The organism is Sphingomonas sp. SORGH_AS_0870 (assembly GCF_031453175.1).
In the GTDB taxonomy this organism is placed as follows: domain Bacteria; phylum Pseudomonadota; class Alphaproteobacteria; order Sphingomonadales; family Sphingomonadaceae; genus Sphingomonas.
Genome location: NZ_JAVIYW010000002.1, coordinates 3903865 through 3924291 on the forward strand (window position 1 = coordinate 3903865; position 20427 = coordinate 3924291).

At 62.1% G+C, this 20427-nt stretch carries 21 protein-coding genes and 1 pseudogene; 15 read left to right on the top strand and 7 right to left on the bottom strand.

The window, feature by feature from the left end:
* Nucleotides 1-220: 220 nt before the first annotated feature.
* Complete coding sequence (locus QE363_RS18135) at nt 221-1021, bottom strand: TetR/AcrR family transcriptional regulator (protein WP_307103507.1); 801 nt, start codon at nt 1019-1021, stop codon at nt 221-223.
* On the opposite strand from QE363_RS18135, the gene QE363_RS18140 reads away from it, so the two are divergent.
* The 5 genes and pseudogenes from QE363_RS18140 to QE363_RS18160 all read left to right on the top strand — a co-directional run bounded on the left by QE363_RS18140 (nt 1011) and on the right by QE363_RS18160 (nt 6525).
* The gene (locus QE363_RS18140; protein WP_309697535.1) at nt 1011-3203 is read left to right on the top strand and encodes a cytochrome P450; all 2193 of its coding nucleotides are present in this window, start codon (nt 1011-1013) and stop codon (nt 3201-3203) included. The two genes, QE363_RS18135 and QE363_RS18140, sit on opposite strands and share 11 nt — an antisense overlap.
* Nucleotides 3200-4174: a hypothetical protein gene (locus QE363_RS18145; RefSeq protein ID WP_309697537.1), complete on the top strand. Its 975-nt coding sequence runs from the start codon at nt 3200-3202 to the stop codon at nt 4172-4174. The genes QE363_RS18140 and QE363_RS18145 overlap by 4 nt, the downstream gene beginning before the upstream one ends.
* A 228-nt stretch (nt 4175-4402) precedes the next feature.
* Nucleotides 4403-5020, top strand: coding sequence for a tyrosine-type recombinase/integrase (locus QE363_RS18150; RefSeq protein ID WP_309697539.1), 618 nt, complete (start codon nt 4403-4405; stop codon nt 5018-5020).
* Between the two features lie 182 nt (nt 5021-5202).
* Nucleotides 5203-6161 (top strand): annotated as a pseudogene (locus tag QE363_RS18155) (IS481 family transposase).
* Between the two features lie 40 nt (nt 6162-6201).
* A complete protein-coding gene (locus tag QE363_RS18160) occupies nt 6202-6525 on the top strand; it encodes a hypothetical protein (protein ID WP_309697541.1) in 324 nt (107 codons plus the stop codon).
* Between the two features lie 223 nt (nt 6526-6748).
* Here QE363_RS18160 and QE363_RS18165 read toward each other — a convergent pair whose 3' ends face one another.
* A complete protein-coding gene (locus tag QE363_RS18165; RefSeq protein WP_309697543.1) occupies nt 6749-6970 on the bottom strand; it encodes a hypothetical protein in 222 nt (73 codons plus the stop codon).
* Nucleotides 6971-7003: 33 nt separating this feature from the next.
* Here QE363_RS18165 and QE363_RS18170 point away from each other — a divergent pair, with 33 nt between their 5' ends.
* The 3 genes from QE363_RS18170 to QE363_RS18180 all read left to right on the top strand — a co-directional run bounded on the left by QE363_RS18170 (nt 7004) and on the right by QE363_RS18180 (nt 8883).
* The gene (locus QE363_RS18170) at nt 7004-7186 is read left to right on the top strand and encodes a hypothetical protein (RefSeq protein ID WP_309697545.1); all 183 of its coding nucleotides are present in this window, start codon (nt 7004-7006) and stop codon (nt 7184-7186) included.
* A gap of 592 nt (nt 7187-7778) precedes the next feature.
* Nucleotides 7779-8489, top strand: coding sequence for a hypothetical protein (locus tag QE363_RS18175; RefSeq protein ID WP_309697547.1), 711 nt, complete (start codon nt 7779-7781; stop codon nt 8487-8489).
* A 13-nt stretch (nt 8490-8502) separates the two neighbouring features.
* Nucleotides 8503-8883 (top strand): hypothetical protein, encoded by a 381-nt coding sequence (locus QE363_RS18180; protein ID WP_309697548.1) that lies wholly within the window; start codon nt 8503-8505, stop codon nt 8881-8883.
* 199 nt (nt 8884-9082) lie between these two features.
* On the opposite strand, the gene QE363_RS18185 is transcribed toward QE363_RS18180, so the two are convergent.
* Nucleotides 9083-9445 carry a hypothetical protein gene (locus tag QE363_RS18185; protein WP_309697550.1) on the bottom strand — a complete coding sequence of 121 codons (363 nt, stop codon included), beginning with the start codon at nt 9443-9445 and terminating at the stop codon, nt 9083-9085.
* Between the two features lie 138 nt (nt 9446-9583).
* On the opposite strand from QE363_RS18185, the gene QE363_RS18190 reads away from it, so the two are divergent.
* The 3 genes from QE363_RS18190 (at nt 9584) to QE363_RS18200 (ending at nt 11604) form a co-directional block, all read left to right on the top strand.
* Entirely contained in the window at nt 9584-9721 is a 138-nt protein-coding gene (locus QE363_RS18190; RefSeq protein ID WP_309697552.1) for a hypothetical protein, read from the top strand.
* Nucleotides 9722-9888: 167 nt separating this feature from the next.
* Nucleotides 9889-11054, top strand: a protein-coding gene (locus QE363_RS18195; protein WP_405053200.1) for an IS3 family transposase whose coding sequence is annotated in 2 segments (ribosomal slippage) — nt 9889-10150 and nt 10150-11054 — 1167 coding nt in all. Because the reading frame shifts where the segments join, the coding sequence is not laid out codon by codon here.
* Complete coding sequence (locus QE363_RS18200; protein ID WP_309697554.1) at nt 11041-11604, top strand: IS5 family transposase; 564 nt, start codon at nt 11041-11043, stop codon at nt 11602-11604. Before QE363_RS18195 ends, QE363_RS18200 begins: the two co-directional genes overlap by 14 nt.
* Before the next feature lie 207 nt (nt 11605-11811).
* On the opposite strand, the gene QE363_RS18205 is transcribed toward QE363_RS18200, so the two are convergent.
* Nucleotides 11812-13212 carry a HAMP domain-containing sensor histidine kinase gene (locus tag QE363_RS18205; RefSeq protein ID WP_309697556.1) on the bottom strand — a complete coding sequence of 467 codons (1401 nt, stop codon included), beginning with the start codon at nt 13210-13212 and terminating at the stop codon, nt 11812-11814.
* The gene (locus QE363_RS18210) at nt 13209-13925 is read right to left on the bottom strand and encodes a response regulator (RefSeq protein ID WP_058752450.1); all 717 of its coding nucleotides are present in this window, start codon (nt 13923-13925) and stop codon (nt 13209-13211) included. The genes QE363_RS18205 and QE363_RS18210 overlap by 4 nt, the downstream gene beginning before the upstream one ends.
* 117 nt (nt 13926-14042) lie before the next feature.
* On the opposite strand from QE363_RS18210, the gene QE363_RS18215 reads away from it, so the two are divergent.
* Complete coding sequence (locus tag QE363_RS18215) at nt 14043-14420, top strand: hypothetical protein (RefSeq protein WP_307103498.1); 378 nt, start codon at nt 14043-14045, stop codon at nt 14418-14420.
* Nucleotides 14421-14424: 4 nt separating this feature from the next.
* On the top strand, nt 14425-16842 hold the full coding sequence (locus QE363_RS18220) for a TonB-dependent receptor (RefSeq protein ID WP_309697560.1): 2418 nt from the start codon (nt 14425-14427) through the stop codon (nt 16840-16842).
* 362 nt (nt 16843-17204) lie between these two features.
* On the opposite strand, the gene QE363_RS18225 is transcribed toward QE363_RS18220, so the two are convergent.
* Nucleotides 17205-18302 (bottom strand): citrate synthase/methylcitrate synthase, encoded by a 1098-nt coding sequence (locus QE363_RS18225; protein WP_309694792.1) that lies wholly within the window; start codon nt 18300-18302, stop codon nt 17205-17207.
* Nucleotides 18303-18311: 9 nt separating this feature from the next.
* Between QE363_RS18225 and QE363_RS18230 the strand changes: the two genes are divergently transcribed.
* Both QE363_RS18230 and QE363_RS18235 read left to right on the top strand, forming a co-directional pair.
* Nucleotides 18312-18887, top strand: a complete 576-nt coding sequence (locus tag QE363_RS18230) for a hypothetical protein (RefSeq protein ID WP_309697562.1) — start codon at nt 18312-18314, stop codon at nt 18885-18887.
* Between the two features lie 450 nt (nt 18888-19337).
* Nucleotides 19338-19616 carry a hypothetical protein gene (locus QE363_RS18235; RefSeq protein ID WP_309697564.1) on the top strand — a complete coding sequence of 93 codons (279 nt, stop codon included), beginning with the start codon at nt 19338-19340 and terminating at the stop codon, nt 19614-19616.
* A gap of 138 nt (nt 19617-19754) precedes the next feature.
* Here QE363_RS18235 and QE363_RS18240 read toward each other — a convergent pair whose 3' ends face one another.
* Entirely contained in the window at nt 19755-20393 is a 639-nt protein-coding gene (locus QE363_RS18240; protein ID WP_309697566.1) for a phage tail protein, read from the bottom strand.
* Nucleotides 20394-20427 lie beyond the last annotated feature (34 nt).

The window sequence follows — 20427 nt, forward strand, 5'->3', positions numbered from 1 at the left end:
CCCAATTCCAGACGCTTGTTCACGTGCATCGTAGGCGTTAATGGACAGAGTATATCGGTCGATTGACGTTCACAGAGGCTGTATTGCGTCTGCTACCATGCCTGAGTAGCACACGTCCGGACTGATCTTCCGCCGACCATTTCCAGAACTAGCAAGAGGGGCAACCAGTCAGTCTCTTTCGAGAGTGTGGGATATGATCCTGCAAAGTGCTGGGTGTAGGTCAGCAAGCGTCCAAGAGAACACCGGTAAGAAAAATGGTGACGGCACGCTCAATAAGACGCTGCAATCCGGTATCAGTCGGCGGGCCTGACAAGCCAAGCGCGGCGTCGCGCAATACATCGGCCACGACCATCGAGACCAGCATCATCGCGGTGCCGTCCGGGTCGTCAATGGTCATTCGCCCTACCGACATATAGGCGGCAAGTTGGTTGGCGAGCGGCCTGATCCCATAGGTCTTAATCGTCTCAATATAGATACGAGCGACGTCGGGGAACTGCGCGCCTTCGCTCATAACGAGGCGGTAAGAGGTTATGCCTTCGTCCGAGAAGGCGAGATGGCAGAACGCCGTCAGATAGCCCGTCAACCATACCCTGGGCGGCGCATCGGGGTTGGGCGGTCCGGCCGTCGCGGCCAGTTCGCCAACCACAGAGCGGATCACCGCGAAAAGCAGTGCCTCCTTCGACGCCACATGGCGATAGATTGTCTTTTTCGACATCATCGCGGCCGTCGCGATCCGCCCGACATTGGCCTTGGCAAAACCGTGACGACCAAATTCCGCGCGTGCGCTTTCCAAGAGGCGGGGCGGCAGACGGTCGGTCAGAGGCGCTTCATTCATCCTCGTCCGATACGCCAATTCCGCCAAAAAGAGCACCTTGGAAACCGATGGGTTTCCAATTCTCATGTGGGCTCCTACATAGCGGATGAGGAGCAAACCGATGGGTCGTCGACACGATCGTCCGAACGCCGGGTCGATCATCGATGCCGCCGTCATGACCTGGAGGCACTGAACGATGGCCACCATTCCGCAACCCAAAGGCTATCCCCTGATCGGCAACATCGCCGCGCTCGATCCCAAGGCGCCGGTGCAGAGCCTGATGCGGCTGGCGCGTAAGCATGGCCCGCTGTTCCGCATCGAGATGTTCGGACGCGGTCTGGTGATCGTCGGCAGCCAGGCCCTGACCGAGGAGTTGTGCGACGAGACGCGCTTCAAGAAGGCGCTGCACCGCCCCTTGCAGGAGGCACGCTATGTCGGCGGAGACGGCCTGTTCACGGCGCATGACGAGGAGCCGAACTGGGGCAAGGCACACCGCCTGCTGATGCCCGCTTTCGGTCCGCTCGGGCTGCGATCGATGTTCGACCGCATGTACGATATCGCGGAACAGATGATGGTGCGGTGGGAGCGGTTCGGCGAGGGTGCCACCATCGACGTGGCCGACAATATGACCCGGCTGACACTCGACACGATTGCACTGTGCGCCTTCGATTATCGGTTCAACAGCTTCTATCAGGACGCGATGCACCCCTTCGTCGCGGCGATGGTGGGGGCGCTGGAGGAATCCGGACGGCGGTCGCGGCTGCCACCGGGGGCGGGCAAGCTGATGCTGCTGCGCAATCGCCGGTTCGAAGCCGATATCAGGATCTTGCGCGACGTCTCCGACCTGTTGATCGCGGAGCGCCATGGCGACCCGCGCCTGGGCGAACGTGGCGACCTGCTGGACCGGATGCTGACGGCGCGCGATCCCGAGACGGGCGAGATGCTGAGCCGCGAAAATATCGGCTATCAGATGATCACCTTCCTGGTGGCCGGGCATGAGACGACCAGCGGATTGCTCAGCTTCGCCACCTGGCTGCTGCTCACCCATCCGGAAGCGCTCGCCAAGGCGCAGGCGCATGTCGACGACGTGCTCGGCGGCCATGTGCCGACGATCGACGATATCGGACGGCTGACCTATGTCGAGCAGGTCCTGCAGGAGACGCTGCGGCTCTGGCCCACCGCGCCGGCCTTCGGCGTCCATCCACGCGAGGCGACGACGATCGGCGGCCGCTATGCTGTCAGCCCGGATGACACGCTGCTCATCCTGACGCCTGTCCTTCACCGCGACCCCACCGTCTGGGACGAGCCGGAAGCGTTCCGCCCCGAGCGGTTCGCGCCCGAGGCCGCCGCCAAGCTGCCGCCCCATGCCTGGAAGCCGTTCGGGAATGGCCAGCGTGCTTGCATCGGGCGCGGCTTTGCCATGCAGGAGGCGATCTTGGTCATGGCGCTGATGCTCCAGCGCTTCGACATCAGCCTGGCCGACCGCGACTATAAGCTCGTGGTGAGCGAGACGCTGACCCTGAAGCCCGCCAACCTCCATATCCATGCGCGTCGCCGGGACGGAGCGACGGCACGGCCGCGCAGCACGGCGCAAGACGCCCCGACACGTCCGCTGACCGCGCCAACAGAACCGAGCCCGGGCGACAATGGGCCCCTTCTCGTCCTTTACGGCAGCAACACCGGCACCAGCGAAGCCTTCGCCCAGCGGATCGGCGCCGATGCCGCCGTGCAGGGCTATGCCGCGACCGTCGCGCCGCTGGACGACTACGCCTCCGGGCTGCCCGAAGGCGTGCCCCTGATCGTCGCCACCGCTTCCTATGAAGGACGCCCGCCCGACAATGCGGCGCGGTTCGTTACTTGGGTCGAAGGCTTGCCCGACCATGCGCTGGACGGGCGACGTTATGCGGTGTTCGGGTGCGGCAATCGGCAATGGGCCCGCACCTGGCAGGCGATCCCCAAGCGGGTCGATGCCGCATTGGCCAAAGCAGGCGCGCAGGCCCTCCATCCGCGCGGCGAAGGCGATGCCGCTGGCGATCTGTTCGGCGCTTTCGAGACTTGGTATGCCGGTCTCTGGCCGTCGCTTGCAGCGTCACAGGGACGCGAACCGGCCGTTCAGGCGCAGCCCCGGATCGACGTGGAAGTGCGGCGCGGGACGCGCGAACGCCTGCTCAAGCTCGACGAGCTGCGACACGGCACCGTCCTCGCCAATCGCGAGCTGGTCGACTTGCACCGCCCTAGTGCCCGCTCGAAACGGCATATCGAGATCGCCCTACCCAAGGGCATGACCTATCGCGCTGGCGACTATCTGGCGGTGTTGCCGAGCAATCCGCCCGAAACGGTGCGCCGCGCGCTCTCACTCGCTTTGGCCTGGAGCCAAACACGGAAGTGATCGTCCATGGCGCGCCTGGTTTGCCCTCTGCCCTGCCCGTCGACAGGCCGGTCACGGCCGAGACGCTGTTCGGCGACTATCTGGAGTTACAGCAGCCCGCGACGCGTGGGCAGATTTCGGCGATCGCCACGACCATAGCCTGCCCGCCGGAGCGCAAAGAGGCCGAACGGCTGGCGCAGGAGGACGTCTATGCCGCGGAGATATTGGCGCGGCGGGTGACGCTGCTCGACCTGCTGGAGCGCTTCGCATCGGCTGACATGGCACTTGGCACGTTCATCGCGGCCCTTCCCCCGATGCGCGCCCGCCAATATTCGATCGCCTCGTCACCGCTCGTTGATCCAAACCGGTGTGCGCTCACGGTATCGGTCCTGCAGGCGCCGGCACTGGGGGGCGATCGGTTGCATCAAGGCGTCGCGTCGACCTTCCTCGCCCGGCTGAAGGAAGGCGATACGCTCGGCGTGGCGGTGCGACAGAGCCAGGCGGGATTTCATTTGCCAGCCAATCCGCTGACCCCGGTCATCATGGTTTGCGCGGGTAGCGGTATCGCGCCGTTCCGTGGCTTTCTTCAGGAACGTGCCGTGCGCAAGGCCGCCGGCGAACTGCTTGGCCCGGCCCTGCTCTTCTTCGGCGTGCGCGATCCCGATGGCGATTTTCTGTATCGCGAGGAACTGGAGGGTTGGCAGGACACGGACGTCGTTAGTCTGCGGATGGCCTTTTCCGCGACGGGTCAGGACGGGATCGTTCACGTCCAGGATGCCATCTGGCGGGATCGTGAGGAGATAGCTGGTCTGTTCCGCGCGGGGGCACGCATCCTCCTCTGCGGCGATGGCGAGCACATGGCGCCAGCCGTGCGCGAAGTCTTCATCCGCATCTACGAGGCTGAAACCGATGCCAGTCACGTCGAAGCACTGGCCTGGGCGGAGCGGATCGAGCGGGAGGGCGTACGCTATGTCGCCGACATCTATGCATGATGTCAGGTCGAGCGCTTATCTTCGACAGGTGCATGCCTTGCCGGGCACTAAAACGGCCTACCCCAATCCCAGTCGTTCATAGAATTCCTAGGCGGCACCTGAAACCGACCGCTCGTTCAGCATGACCATTGGCCAATCAACCACGTTTCAGAACGATCGGTTTACCCCGCCTGCGTAAGCTGCTTTGGCAATTTGGCCCGATGGAGGTGATCAATGGGTCATTCGTCGATGGACCCTGCCTTTCATGAACTTCGGCCTTGGAACGAGGGCCGGCTGATCGGTGCGAAGCGCGCTCTGAAACAGCAACAGGTATGGGCTATTCGCTTCTGGCTCGACCAGCATAGACGACTGCGCGACCGCGCGTTGTTCGACTTCGCCATCGACAGCAAGCTGCGCGGCTGTGACGTGGTCAGGGTGCGGATCGGAGATGTAGTTTCTGGCGGCCGGGTCCGTGACCGAGCCGTCGTGGTTCAGCAGAAGACCAGACGGCCAGTCCAGTTCGAACTAATGGACACGGCACGCAAGACGATGCGGGCATGGCTGGAGCGTCGTGGCGGAACACTGAACGACTTCGTTTTCCCAAGTCGAAACGACTACATGGCCCACATGAGCACCCGCCAATACGCTCGCCTCGTGCACGAATGGGTGGTCGGCATCGGCCTTCCAGCTCAAGATTATGGTACACACTCGCTTCGGCGCACGAAAGCATCGATCATTTACAAGGCGACCGGCAACCTCCGCGCTGTTCAGATTCTTCTCGGCCACGCCAAGATCGACAGCACAGTGCGGTACTTGGGGGTTGATGTTGAGGATGCCTTGGAACTGGCAGAACGCACCGAGGTCTGAACAGACCCAGAAGGCGACATTCGAAGCTGCCAGCTAGCTTCCCGCTTTCTGCCATTCGTTCATCTCGCGAGACCGGGGCAGTTCCCCCGGTGCTGGCTGGCTGGGTGTCGCCCGTTGGTGGTTAGGTGTTTGATCCCACGGTTTGATGGTGCGATCCTTTCGTTGGAATGGAAGGACGCCGTATGGGACAGGTACGTCATGGGTGCGCCACGACCACGCACGCCGTCCGAGCAGCAATACAGCACGCCAAGCTTCGCTCACGACGCTGAGCCGTGAGTTGGGGATCAACCCGAAGACGGTCGCGAAGTGGCGCAAGCGGGCGACGGTTGAGGACCTGAAGACCGGGCCGAAGGCTCCTCATTCGACAACCCTGTCCCAGGCCGAGGAGGCAATGGTTGTGGCGTTCCGGCGCCACACACTGCTGCCGCTCGACGACTGCCTCTACGCGCTGCAGCCATCGATCCCGCACCTGACCCGCTCAGCGCTGCACCGTTGCCTCCAGCGGCACGGCATCTCCCGCCTACCAGACGTCAAGGGCGACAAGCCGAGGCGGCAGAGCTTCATGCGCTACCCGATCGGCTTCTTCCACATCGATATCGCTGAGGTGCAGACTGCCGAAGGCAAGCTCTACCTGTTCGTCGGCATAGACCGCACGAGCAAGTTCGCGGTCACCCAACTGGTCGACAAGGCTGCCAGGCGCACAGCGTGGGAGTTCCTCGAACACCTGCTGAAAGCCGTACCCTACCGCATCCACACGATCCTGACCGACAATGGCATTCAGTTCGCCGAGCAGCCACGCAACCGCAACACCGCATGGTCCCGCCAAATGCGCTTCGACATGATCTGCGAGGCAAACGATATCGAGCACCGGCTCACCAAACCGAACCATCCGTGGACCAACGGTCAGGTCGAGAGGATGAACCGCACCATCAAGGAAGCGACCGTCAAACGCTTCCACTACGAGAGCCATGACCAGCTGAGGACGCACCTCGCCGACTTCATGGCCGCCTATAATTTTGCCCGCCGGCTCAAGACGCTCGGCGGCCTCACACCTTACGAATACATCGCCAAGATCTGGACGTCAGAGCCAGACCGGTTCATCGTCGACCCGATCCACCAAATGCCGGGACTGAACACCTAGCTGCCATTGCGCCAAGCACCTGCTCCGATAGTCTGTGCGGATGGAAATGGACGAGTTGCGACGCCGCTTGGCGGCAATCCTGGCTGTCGAAGAGCGCGAGCCTACCGATTGGCTTGAAGTGGAACGGCTAGCGAGCGAGCTTCAGCAAGAACTGCCAATCGACGCCACACCGGAGGCTGTGCACCGCTATCTTGATGATGCGGACATTCGCTGTCGCGACAACTTATACGGCACACGTCAGAGGCAAGACGTGCGCCTGTATGTCGAACGCGGAGAATATGACGACGGTATCCCCATTCCGTGGTGGGGATGCGCGTTGGTACTTTTGGTCGGCGCAGGCATTGTCAAGTGGCTGCTGGTATAGCCATGCGAATGTCTGCATTTGGGCGTAAGCCGCCGATACCAAAGAGAATCACGAGGAACGGAAAACCGATCAACGTCAGGAATATCGTCCACCCTTCCCACGTCGCCGGGAAGTAAGGCTTGCCTCAACCAACGACAAACCAGACGGATGGATGATTGAAGGGGGCTCGCAGCAAGGCGTGTGCGGCGGTAGTTTACATCCGGATGTTCGCAAGTAGGAGGCTTCAGCCATCCCTGACCCACGCTAGCATCGCCCGTGCATCCCGTTCCGCCGCGTCGGCGCTCTCATACAGCCCGGAGAGGTGCGTCGGAGCGAAATAGGGGCCGGTATACTCATCACCCTCGTAATCGCTATCTTCGACGAAGCGCCACATTCCGTTCGTGTCGCCGATCAGGGTCAGTCGCCTTGTTGCGGTTTCAGCGATAAGGCTGGCATTCTCTTCCATTGTCGCAATGTCCGCTAACGAAACCTAGGCGGCGTGGACAAATTTGAGCCAGTATCGTGCCGTGGCGAGGTGGACCATGCCGAGGAAGCTGCTGGCCAGTTAGTCGTGGCGAGTGGCGACGGCGCGGTTGATCTTAAGGTGGCCGAACATGCACTCAATGCAGTTGCGCTGCTTGTAGAGCGTCTGGTCATGCTCGATCTTCACGCACCGATTTGAGCGTCCAGGGATGACGGGCTCGATATTCCTTTTGGCAAGGTCGGCACGGATAGCGTCCGCATCATATCCCTTGCCGAACGCGACGGATCAGCACCTCGAGGCGATCACGCGCGCTTTCCAGATCATGGACAGGGTGGCGCCGCTGCGGGCTTGGTAGGGGGGAAGCGGCAGTAGCGCGGCCTTCCCGATCGGAGATGCTGCAAAGGGCGGGGTCAGGCGTCAGGCTAACTCCGAATGCACGAAAAAGCCCGCCGCGAACATATCAAGGTGGGCGATCCAGTCGGGACGCAATTTGCGCGGGGCCGTTTAGGCCTCAAGCATGGCCGTTTGGGGAGGGTCTAATTTGGGTCCCCGCAAATACATCTGTGACAGACCTCGCATGAGTTAGGATGAAATCCTCGCAATTTCTGAAACTTGCGTTACGATCCTGAACGCGAATCGCGCCTGATGGCCCATGCGCGTGCCGCAACCACCAATCAGTTCGTCAACCTGATCGTGGTACGGGAGAAAGAAAATGGGCACTCGACCCTTAGGGGATCGTACGCGTTGTAGCAGCATCACGCTGCGACACGCACTTGGGACGTTCGTCCTTTTGTTATGGGCCAATGTTGCACACGCGCAGGACAGTGAGACACCGCCGGACGGCCAGCCACCTGGTTATACGGGTCCCGAAGTTGTGGTGAATGGGATACGTCAGCCAGCTCTTAAATTGTTCGATGCCTATATCCCCAATATACCATTTGTTAGTGGCCAATTCATATTCGCAGATGAGCCAGAAGGCCCTGTACGTAATCAGCATCAGTGCACGCGCAAGAATGCACTGCGGGAAGCTGGAACGGATCAGACTGCCGTAGACATTGAGGAAAAGATCAAGGTCCAGCTCGACTACCCATCACGCGAATATGGGTCAGCCGTCATTGGCGATTTTCAAAACCCAGAAAACCCTTCTTTTCGAAACGCCGACTTGTCCCGAGGCGAAACCTGGGCCGAAGCGCGCGCGGCTGGCCGAGATGCCCCGAAGACAATCATCAGCATACCCACGTTGGGGACATTCGAACGTATTGTCGCGGTCGTCCATTCCCACCCACGAGTCGGCGTTCCCGACTATGAAGCAAACTTCCTGCCATCAGACAATGACTGGAAAGTGTATCGAACCCTACAGAGCAATTACCCATCAACGAAATTAGTTCCCGAGTATGCTTTCAGCCACTATATCATCGGGCCGGATGGAAAAATCCGCCAATATCGCCAGGATGCTGGTCAACCGACCCGTCCGACTAGCGGTATTCAGAACCGTTGCTAAAGGAGCCTAAGTCATGAGCAAATTGATATTACTTGGTGCTGCTCTGCTCCTCGGACAGACCACCCCCCCGCAAACGATTACGGTCGGCCCTGATCCTCAGCCTACTCAGTTGACTTCACAGTTCTCAGCGGTCTGCAACAACCATCTGGTTTTCGTGCAGCTTCAAACCGATCCCCATCGGAACGCCTCGCTGACAAATCTCAGCATCGACGGTCGGGACGTATTGAATAATCCGATCTTTGCCGAAGTTCGAAATTTCGTTCCAACATTGGAATACCCCTCAGTTTCAGCAGTTTACTGCCCACCCGACAAAGTATCCTTCATTGTGTCAGGTCGACCCAAGACGGGCGAGGACTCGATATTCCGCGTTTCGTTTCCGCTCGATATTCAATAGGCTATCATGCGCGTTCTAAATATTTGACCGGGAGTGCCTGCTACCCGTCTTAAAGGCGGGCGGCAGCAGCTTTTAACGTAAACGAGTTATAGATTGGCGCGTAAAGGGGTATTAGGTGAATCCTAAACCACTTCGGCGGGCTGAACGGTTGGCGCTACGCGACACTGCCCAACGGTTAGAAAATTAGGACGTCTGCTGCTCAAGGGATGTGAACCGACTGGACCTCAAGTCGCGCCTCTGGCGCGTCCCGCAATTGGGCGTGGAGGGTTAAATCGCTAACCTTTTCATAAACGGTCGTGAGGTCGACCAGGAACAGCCAATAGCCGTCCATCCAGCGATAAACAGACCGCTCCCACGTGGCGGCATTCAATGATGCCAGAGGAGCGTCATACGCGTTGATGTTGTTGACGATGCTTTCTGCCGTTTTGAGTTCGACAGGCTCCACCCGGCTTACTGGGTGATCTGACAGCTCAACGTCATCGCGCAGAAAGGCCTTCACGATTTGTACAAACCGGGCGCGCCAGCCCAAAGGTACTTCATGCTCGTCGTCTCGTAGCAGCATCGATACTCTTCCTGGCAACCCGTCGGCTCTTCTGAAACAATGGGAGCAGGGTCGGCAAGCAGCTGATCAGGCGGGAGGCGCGGCAGACGTTGACGCGATGCGATAGGCTTGATTCAGGGCTGTCTTTTGGAGGCAGGCTTGAGCCGAGACCATCTTACCGAGGCGGAATGGCGCATCCTCAAGGACCTGCTGCTGATCGACCGCAAGAACCGGGGCCGCGGCAGGCCTCCCGAACAGAACCGTTCGATCATCAACGGTATACTCTGGCGGCTTTGATGCGATGCGCCACCCAAATACGGAGCTGGAACACCATATATCGCCGGTTCCGGTGATGGAACGAGGCAGGGGTCTGGGAGATCGTGGCGGTGACGCTGGCCGTGACGTGACCCCCGTTTCTTCATCCAGGTGGAACTAGAGACCGGCCCCTCAAAGGGACGGACGGAATGAAGCGGAAGCAATTCTCGGAAGAGCAGATCATCGGCATCCTGAAGGAGGCCGAGGCGGGCGCAGTGGTGACGGAGTTGTGCCGCAAGCACGGGATGTCGAGCGCGACCTATTACGCGTGGAAGGCGAAGTTCGGCGGCCTGGAGGTGTCCGACGCGAAGCGCCTGCGGTCGCTCGAGGAGGAGAACGCCCGGCTCAAGCGGCTGCTCGCGGATACGATGCTCGACAACGCGGGGTTGAAAGACCTGCTGTCAAAAAAGTGGTGACGCCCGCCGCGAAGCGGCAAGCGGTCGCGCATCTCCAGGCGACCCTGGGGATGAGCGAGCGGCGGGCATGCGCGGTTGTCGGAGCGGATCGCACGAGCATGCGGTATCGCTCGTGCCGGGCAGATGATGGCGACCTGCGGTCGCGGCTGTGCGAGTTGGCACAGCAGCGTCGGCGGTTCGGCTATCGACGGTTGCACATCCTGCTGCGCCGGGACGGCATCACGATCAACCGCAAGAAGACCCAGCGGCTCTACCGGGAGGAAGGTCTGACGGTCAGGCGCCGGAAAGGACGAAGGCGCGCCGTGGGCGCGCGGGCACCTTCACCGGTGCTGGCGCTCCCCAACCAGCGCTGGAGCCTCGACTTCGTCCACGACCAGCTTGTCACCGGGCGGCGGTTCCGTGTGCTCAACATCGTAGACGACGTGACGCGCGAATGCCTCCGGGCGGTAGTCGACACGTCAATTTCGGGCCGGCGGGTCGTGCGCGAACTGGCCGATCTGATCGCCGAGCGTGGCAGGCCGAAGATGATCGTCAGCGACAACGGGACCGAACTGACCTCCAATGCGGTGCTCGCCTGGTCCGCCGATGCCAGCATCGAGTGGCATTACATCGCGCCAGGCAAACCGACGCAGAACGGGTTCGTCGAGAGCTTCAACGGTCGCATGCGCGACGAGCTGCTCAACGAGACGCTGTTCTTCACCACTGGCCAAGCCCGCTCGATCCTGGCCCGCTGGGTCGACGACTACAACACCGAGCGGCCGCACTCGTCGCTCGGCTACGCTACCCCGGCCGCATTCGCTGCCGGGCTCGAACAGCAACGGGCGGGGTTAACCCCGCCCGTTGCTTCACCTGTGCTCATGCGCGACAACACCGGTCGGTCTCTGGTTGCCGCTGGTTGACAGACTGGGGTCACGTCAGCCGAAATCATGGCAGACATCGACCACTACAGCATCGACAGCACAACCGTTCGCGCCCACGTTTCGGCAGCGGGCGGGAAAGGGGGGGGCTTATCGACGCGCTCTTGACCGCTCACAAGGCGGGTTCACCAGTAAGCTTCACTGCCTGGCTGATGCCCTTGGACGGCCGCTCGCCTTCCACCTGACGGGCGGCAAGGCAGCAGATTGCAAGGCGTATGACGCTCTGATCGTCTTGCCCGAGCGCACGCCGGATGCTCTGCTTGCGGACAAGGGATACGATGCCGACGCGATCCGTGCCGACCTTGCGAAGTGGAACATCGAGCCCGTCATCCCCGGCCGATCAAACCGCCGCGTGAAGATCGAGCACGACCGCACGCTGTACAAGCAGCGCAACCGCATCGAGCGCATGTTCGGCCACCTTAAGATCAACCGCGCCGCTGCTACCCGCTACGACCAACTGGTCAGCAGCTTCCTCGGCATGGTCCACCTCGCCACCGCACGATACTGGCTCAAATTTGTCCACGCCGCCTAGGAAACAAGTTCGAAACGTCCGGTATTGGGCGGAAGCCGCCCTGCCCTTCTATCGTGACGACCCAGATGCGGTCATTCGGGATTGCCCGGTAGCTTCCCGCATTCTGCCGTTCGTTCATATCGAGACAAGGGTAGTATCGGGCCCTCACCCAGCATAGGCCACCGAGCCCAGTACACTGGCAAAGCCGCTAATTCTTGCTTCACGATCCTATTGGACAAGCGCAGGGACGGCCAACTTCGCGATCGTCCCGCCGCCCTCCGCCTCGTCCAACGATAATGTCCCGCCGTGTAGATCCGCAAATGTCTGCACGATACTGAGCCCCAGTCCCACTCCGCCCGTGTCTCGGCTGCGCGAGGCGTCGCCACGCTCGAACGGGCGCAATAATCGAGCACGGTCGGCGGGCGGGATGCCGGGACCTGCGTCGATCACACGGACGATGGCGGCGTCGTCTTCGGTGGCAATCTCAACCCGGCCGCCCCCGGCATAGTCTTCGGCGTTACGAACAAGATTCTCGACCGCGCGGCGAAAGGCCGGCTCGACTGCGATCACCGTAACCTCCGGTCCGTCGATCAGACGCACAGTCAGCAGGTCTGCCACAATCTCGGCGACCATCGTCCGGACCTGCACCGGGTGTCGCGATGCGTTGGCGGTGCGGGCATAATCAAGGACATCGGCGATCATCGCGCCCATGCGGTCGGCGTCGGCGGCCATGCGGGCGCGCTGTGGCTCCGGCACCGCTTCGATCCGCAGCTTAAGGCTGGTCAGCGGGGTACGCAGGTCGTGTGCGACAGCGGTCAGCATGCGCATGCGTTCATCGGTTTCGGCGGACAGGCGCGCGCGCAGGTGGAGGATCGCGCGCGCGGCATCCTGCAATTCGCGCGGCCCTTGTGCTTGCGGTGGATCGCGGCCGTCATCGATCGCCAACGCCAATGCGCGAAACGGTCGGGTGAGGCGTCGGGCGAACAGCCAGACTAGGGGCGTTAGCACCGCGAGGCTGGCGACGAGCGCGACCAGCACCTTCAACCGCCACCCGCCAAAGGTCGGGGATTGTGGCGCAACGGTCAGCCATCGGCCATCCGCCAGACGCACGCTGGCGGTAAATGCGGGTTGTGGCAATGTGAGCAGGACCTTGCCGATCAGCGAATCCGTCATACCTCTCGGAACGATCCGCATGGGCAGCACGCCCTGGCGGCGGATAACGACCGGTCCGCTGGGCCGGGTGCCGCCCGGCCACAACATCTTGCCGGCGGCCTCGCCCTTGCCGCGCGCCGTGAAGACGACGACACCGTCACCGCGGGTCGGACGCGCAGCTCGATCGAGCCAAACGACCCGTACGTCCGCAATGGGACGGCCGATTGCCTGCGCCAGAACCGGCTGGAGCAGCACCGCCGGCGACCCGTCCGGGGGACTGCCGAACGTGCGGGCCAGACCGGCGTTCGTACCCCGCAGCGCTGCGACGGCCTCAGCGACGGTCATACGCACAGCGGGCGGATCGGGCATCAGCAGGACGATGCTGGCGGTGATCGCGACGCTGAGCACGGCGATCGCGACGCTGAACCCACCAATCGCGGTCAGGGCGCTCGGTCGCCGCCAGACGCTGCGCATCATGCCGGTCGAACCGCGGGCAGAAAGCGATAGCCAGCCCCCCGAACCGTTTCGATCAACGGGGCACTATCACCTTCCGCCAGCTTGCGACGCAACCGGCTGATGGCGATGTCGATCGCCCGATCATAGGACGCAGCGTCAATACCCCGCGCGACGTCCAGCAGCGTGTCCCGGCTGAGCACCCGTCCGGGGCGCCCCACGAAGGCAGCCAACAGCGCATGCTCGCCTTCGCTCAGCAGCAAAGGCCGCCCGTGCGGATCGCGCAGGCGGCGCTCGTCGGGGCTGAACCACCAGCCGGCGAACGCGACCGCATCGCCGTGTGCCGCTGGGCTCTCCATGCGCGGCCGCCGCAGCAACGCTCGTACGCGCGCCAGCAATTCGCGCGGCTCGAACGGCTTGGCCAGATAATCCCATGCCCCGACCTCTAGCCCGACGACGCGATCGGTAACGCCATCGAGCGCACTCAGCATTAGAATCGGCGTACCGGTCGGAGCCAGACGCCGGCACAGCGACAACCCATCCTCTCCCGGCATCATCACGTCGATCACCAGCAGGTCGGCCGGCGCCTCGGCTAGTAAGCGACCGCAGGCAACGGCACCGCTGGCCGTGCGGACTGCGTAGCCATGATCGCCGAGATACTCGGCCAAGGCGTCGCGGATGCTGGTGTCGTCGTCCACCACGACGATGCGATCTCGGGATATGGCAGCGCTGTGCATCGCTTCAGGCGATAGCACGGCTTTGTAGCATCTTCGTATCACGCGCCGTCACGAACGCGGCATCGTCCCGCTACCTCGATCTGCTTTCCTTGACCCGGCTTCAATTTGGAGAGCTGTATGATCGCGACCATTCTTCTCGCCATGGCCTCGCCCGCCGCGGCGCCGGCGCCAGCGCCGGCGCCGCCGTGCGCATCGACGCAGCCTGCCGATCACCTCGCCGGACACTGGATCGGCGCATTCGCAGGGGCCAACTGGACATTCGAACTGACCCGCAATGCGACAGGGTGGTCCGGGCGCTACCAATCGTCGAGGGCGCAGGTCTGGCGACCGCTCGAGGCTGTGTCCGTGACCGCGGGCTGTGCAACGTTCAGCCTGAAGTCCGAACCCCGAGTAACCTTTGTCGTGACGCTCGATGCCGGGGGCACGGCGCTGACGGGCGATGTGCATATCACTGGCCTCGCAACCTTGCCCTTCGCGGCGAAGCGAGCCTCGTGACGCGATGACGACGATCATCGGCATAGGTCTGCTCGCCGCAGCACAGGTAACGCCCCCCGCTGCGTCCCCGCCCCCGCCGCCTGCCATCCAATTCCACGGACCGGACGGCCAGCCGCTACCCGAGGACGTCGAGCGGAAACTGCGCGAGCAGTACAAGGACGCACTACCCGCGGCGCGGCCGGCGACCGCGTCTGGCGACATCGTCGTCAACGGGCGCCCGCCGCGTGGTTCGGTCATCGGCGATATCAAGCCCGAACGCACGCTATCGGCCCTCGACATCCGATCTTATGGCACGGCAACAGTGTCCGAACTGATCCAGGCGCTCGGCGCGCAGGTGTCGAGCGGACGCAACGATACGTCGGCCGATCCGATCGTCCTGCTGAACGGCCGCCGCGTGTCGAGCTTTGCCGAAATAGCCCGGCTTCCCACCGAAGCGATCGAACGGACAGAGATTCTGCCTGAAGAGGTCGCACTGAAATACGGCTATCCGGCCGATCGCAAGGTGGTGAACGTGGTCGCCTTCGAACGCTTTACGTCGCGGATCGTCCAAGGGAACCTCGCCGGGCCAACCGCGGGAGGACAGGCGACGACTGCGGGCGGTGCCAGTTATCTGCGCATCCGCGGCGATACGCGCACGATGCTCGATGCCGATCTCAGCCGGTCGAGCACCCTGCTGGAGAGCGAGCGCGACGTGCGGCAGCCGAGCGGTGATCGGACGCTCGGCGACTATCGGACGCTGTTGCCCGCCACCCACCGCGTCACCCTGAATGCGACCGTCGCGGCCAATCCGATTGCCGACGTGGCAGCAACGCTCAACGGAAGGGTCGAGACGAGCAAGACCAAGGCGCTGGTCGGGCTGGGACCGGATGGCGTGCTGCACCGCGACGTTGACAGCGCGACGCTACATCTCGGCACCACGATCGGCGGGCGGCTGCGCCAATGGCAATGGACCGCGACCGGCAACCTCGACCGCACCACGAACGACAGCACGACCGACACCGGCGTTCCCGTCACCCCGCAGAATCTTGCACGCTTCGCCACCCTGACGGCCAACGCCGACTTGCTGGTCAACGGATCACCCTTCACCCTGCCGGCCGGGTCCGCGTCGCTCAGCCTGCGATCAGTCGTCACGACGCGCGACGTCAGCAGCCGATCCCAACTGGGTGCGTCGACGCGGGTCGGGTCGCTGGAGCGCGACACCGCCAGCGTCCAGGCCAGCATTGACCTGCCGATCGCAGGGGCCGCCACACCGTCACTCACGTCGATCGGTGCGCTGTCGGCCAACGCGACCGTCGCCGCGGAAAGACTGTCGGACGTCGGCACGTTGTGGACCCTGGGCTACGGCCTACACTGGACGCCCCTGCCTGGGCTATCGCTGCTCGCATCGGTCAGCGACACGCGATCGGCCCCGACGGTCGAACAGCTCGGGGCGCCGTTGATCGTCGTGCCCAACGTTCGCACCTTCGATGCGCGCCGTGGAGAGACGGCCGATATCACGCGCAGCTTCGGCGGTAATCCCGGCCTTCACGCCGACGATCGCCACGTCCTTAGCGCAGGCGCCACCTTCAAGCCGATGGCCAGGACGGATCTGGTATTCACAATCGACTATATCCGCACGCGGATCGACGATCCGATCGCTGCCTTTCCTATCGCGTTGCCGCAGGTCGAGGATGCGTTCCCGGATCGCTTTACCCGCGACACCACCGGTCGCCCGCAGCGTATCGACGCGACGCCGATCAACTTCGCGCGATCGAACCAGCAGCAGATCCGCTGGGGCCTGAGCTTCATGAGGCCGCTAGGCCCGTTGCCGCCCGGTCTTCAGAACGCCAACGTCCGCGTGTTCTCTAGTCTCGAAGAGGCCAAGCGCCGCCTCCCGCCCGGCGCGCGCCTGGAGACTGTAGAGGCCGGGAGTCCCGCCGCCCGACGGGTTGAAAACCTTACGAGCCGGCTGATGCTGTCGCTACAACACAGCTGGCGGCTGGAGGATAGTGTATTGCTGCGCCCCAGCGGTCCGGTTCTGAACCTGCTCGACGGGGGTGCGCTCGACGTCCGGGGCGGCCGTTCCCGGCACGAGGTTGAGTTCCAGGCCAGCGCCTTCAAGCGCGGCCTCGGCGCCCGATTCACCGCGACATGGCAGAGCGGAACATCAATTCGTGGATCCGGCACACCGGCGGGAGATCTGAAATTCGGCGACCTGGCGACGATCAATCTCGCGCTATTCGCCAACGTTGGCGACTATCTAGGACGAACGAAGGCGCCCTCGTGGCTCAAGGGCATGCGCATGACGTTAGGCGTTACCAACATCGTCGATTCGCGCCAGAGCGTGCGCAATAGCTTGGGCACCACGCCCTTGATCTATCAGAATGCCTATCTCAACCCGGTGGGCCGGACGGTCGCATTTGGTTTGCGAAAAATGCTATAGCGTAGGTGATCGACAAAAGGACCCAATAATGGACACTCAGCGCCCTTTTTGCGCTTCTTAACTCCGGACACTCATTCATCGGTTCGCGATCGTTTTGTGGCGGCGCTGGAATGGCGAGCCTTGGGACATTTCCGACGTTCGCATGAGACATAGCGAACGGCAGCTTGTGTCGGAAGCCGACGCTCAATTCCCGGCCGACCAGCATTGCGGAACGACTGAAGCTGGGCCGATCCTGCCTGACGGCTTTCAAGCAGCCGAAAGGGAAAAGCTGACATTTGAGCGAGGCGCTGTGCCGGGCATCGGTCGCCGCCAACAACAGACGCCCCACTCCAACTTCACGGGTCCGGAAAGCCGTCCATCGTTCAGGCCGCGATCTTTGGGATCGGACCGACGTAGACTGATGCAGGGCGGATCAATCTGCCATTGCAGACCTGTTCGCGCGCATGGGCAATCCATCCCAGTGTCCGGCCCATGGCAAATACGCAGGTGAACTCGGCAGGTTCGAAGCCCAAGGCCTCCAGCAGGAGCGCCGTGTAGAATTCGACATTCGTCTGGAGCGATCGATCCGGCTTGCGCTCACTGAGTATCTGCAAGGCTGCGGCCTCCACGGCTTCCGCAAGTGCGAGCCGCCCCGTATTTGATGACAGTGGTCGCACGGCCTGCTTCAGGGCATCCGCTCTCGGGTCCCGGACCCGGTAGATGCGGTGCCCGAACCCCATCAACCTCTCGCCCCTGTCGATGGCGCGTTCGATCCAGGCCCGTGCGTTGGAGGCTTCGCCGATCTCGTCCAGCATCTCGACGACCGGACCGGGGGCGCCTCCGTGCAATGGGCCTTTCAGGGTACTGATCCCGGTAAGCACTGCCGACGTAAGGCCGGCAAGGGTCGAAGCCGTCACGCGCACCGCGAATGTCGAAGCATTGAGGCCATGATCGCAGACCGTGACAAGATAGGTATCAAGTGCGGCCGCCTCGTCCACGGTCGGATTGCTCCCTCGGACCATCCGCAACATATCCGTGGCATGGTCCGCCTCCGGATCGGGCGGTAGCGGCATTTGCCCCTTCCTCTGGCGTGCAACGGCGGCGGTGAAAACCGAAACTCCCGCCGGTAGCCGTATGGCGGTCCGCAGGTCGTCCCCGTCAGGTATCCGCGCCAACAAGGCACGGACCGCTTCCACGGCATTCAATCCTGCAGGGATAGCATCGACATAGGCGAACGCTTCGACCCGCGCCGCGCCCAGCATCGCTTCAAGCCCGGCCGGTTCCGGCAAATCGTCAAAAAAGCCATCGAGCAGCAGATGCGCGACTTCGCCAAACCGCGTCCGCCCTGCCAACTGGCCAAGTTCAAACCCGCGGATCACCAGCCGTCCTGCCGCGCCATCGACATCCGACAATATGGTGTTTGCGGCAACGACGCCTTCCAAACCTTCAGCCAATTTCTGGAACTCCTGCTTGACGAGCACAGGATTCCCATGGACATTATCTCGGTCAATCTTGATCAACTTAATCAATATATAGGCCCAGCTATGACCGGGTGGTCCACTGCCGAAGAGGTGATAGAGCGCTTGGGTCTGAAGCCGCAGACACTCTACGCCTATGTCAGTCGCGGCCGGATCGAGGCTCGACGGGATGCCGACGATCCCCGGCGCAGCCTCTATCGGACCGCCGATGTCGTTCGGTTGGAGAAGCGCCGGGCGCGCGGCAGAGCACAGGCTGCCGTGGCCGAGGAAGCCATCTCGTGGGGAGAGCCGGTGCTGGCATCTGCGATCACGACGATCGCCGAGGGCAAGCTCTGGTACCGGGGGCAGGACGCGGCAACGCTCGGCGAAACCGCCAGTCTCGAAGACGTGGCGCGACTGCTGTGGGACTGTGGCGACGAGCGTTTCCCAACGCAGACCAACACTATCCCGGCGGGGCGCCCTCACGACCGGATGTTTCAAGCTCTTGCCTGGCGCGCGGCGACCAGCCCGGCCATGCGCGGAAGAAAATCCAAGGCGCTCTACTTCGAAGCAGCGGGCTTACCGGAGAATCTTAATGGGCAAAGGTGATCGTCGCGGCTCGAAGCGCGGAGGATCGATGATCGAGAAGGTCTGGAGCGACAGCGAATTAACGGTCAGACCTGAGCAAATCTTCCCACTCCGTCCATTCACCGTCCGTTTCGATGATGACGGGTAGTATCCGCATATCGGTAATGACGGCGCAGCAAAAGGTTGTGGAATGTCGATTACGCAGATATCCGGCATAGTCGGGAGGGGCAGCGAGTAACGCAGGTGTCTGCCTGCGAGCGTATCAACGAGACGCATGGCGATTTATCTTCGGCGCGGTCGCTGCCGGCTACAGCAACGCTGAGCGAAGCCGCCGATGGGACGATAAGCTCGCGATCATGTCGACGCCTCCGCTCATTCAATCAGTTCGGTTCATGGAATTTTTAACGGGGAAGCAGCTACCGCGACGATGGATATTGCCTCCGATCCCGAAGCATCCGTAAGGTCGACGCAATGCTGTATCTTCTAACCATTGATGACCAGTCGGCGGGGGTCGTCTCCACGACCTTCGTGACCCGCGCACAGGCGATCGCGATCGCGATCATGATGATGGCGCCGGGCGACGCCGTGGAACTGGGTGATGGCGCCGCGCATCACCTTGGTCAGCCGAATGAAAAAGATCCACTGATCGAATTCGTCTCGGGAGGGGTGCGGCGGTCTGCCCGACGATCGCGTTTGCTTCCGCAGTTACGAGCAATTCGGGATCGTCGGGGCATCCCCGCCGAGGCGTGAGGACGCATCGGCGGGGAACGATGGCTAAAACATTGGGACACGATGAAGGCGCGACGTCGATCATGACGCTGGCTACGAGTAGCCAGCGCGGAAAATTGCCCAGACATCGAGCCTTTCAAAGGCCTGAGTTCTAAATTTTTAGGAGTACGGCGTAGGAAAAATACCTGCGTAGCAGATAAAAAATCCCACGGACAAAACCGGCAACGGAAACTCCACGGGCTTATTATCGTTCGGAAAGGACGCATTCACGTTCGAGGCCGGGATGGTAGCTTGACCTCCGTCCAAGGACACCAACGATGTCGCGGAGGATTGGGGGACGTAGATATTTGCCGAGCCTTGGCCAGCGCCTCCCGATCCCAGAATTGATTGATTTGCGGGCGTTCCAGTACCGCTAGCCGTCGTAGCCTTGAGTGGGAGAGCTATCTTTTGCTCCGCGATTGTGACCTGCCCCGATAGGGACGGCAGATTTTGCTGGGCTATCGTCCCGGCCGCAACCGGACCGGGATTAGTCGCAAAACTGTCTGGATAACGGTATCCGATCTTATAGTTTCCGCCATCGGCACCGAACGGGAGAACACCTCGGAAATCAGGAACACCGAAGGTCGTTTGGGAATCCCCGCCATAAGTATTGCCAAGTATCGCAAATAACGACGTATAATCTACAATCTTTAGCAATCTGCCATCGCATGGCATACAATAGATAGGAGCCCGTGCGATAGCCGGACTTGCGAACATAACTATTTCGCCTAGCGTGTAAAAATCGGGATAGTCGCTCATGTAACGCATCCTTCAAAGAAGCGATCGGCCGGAC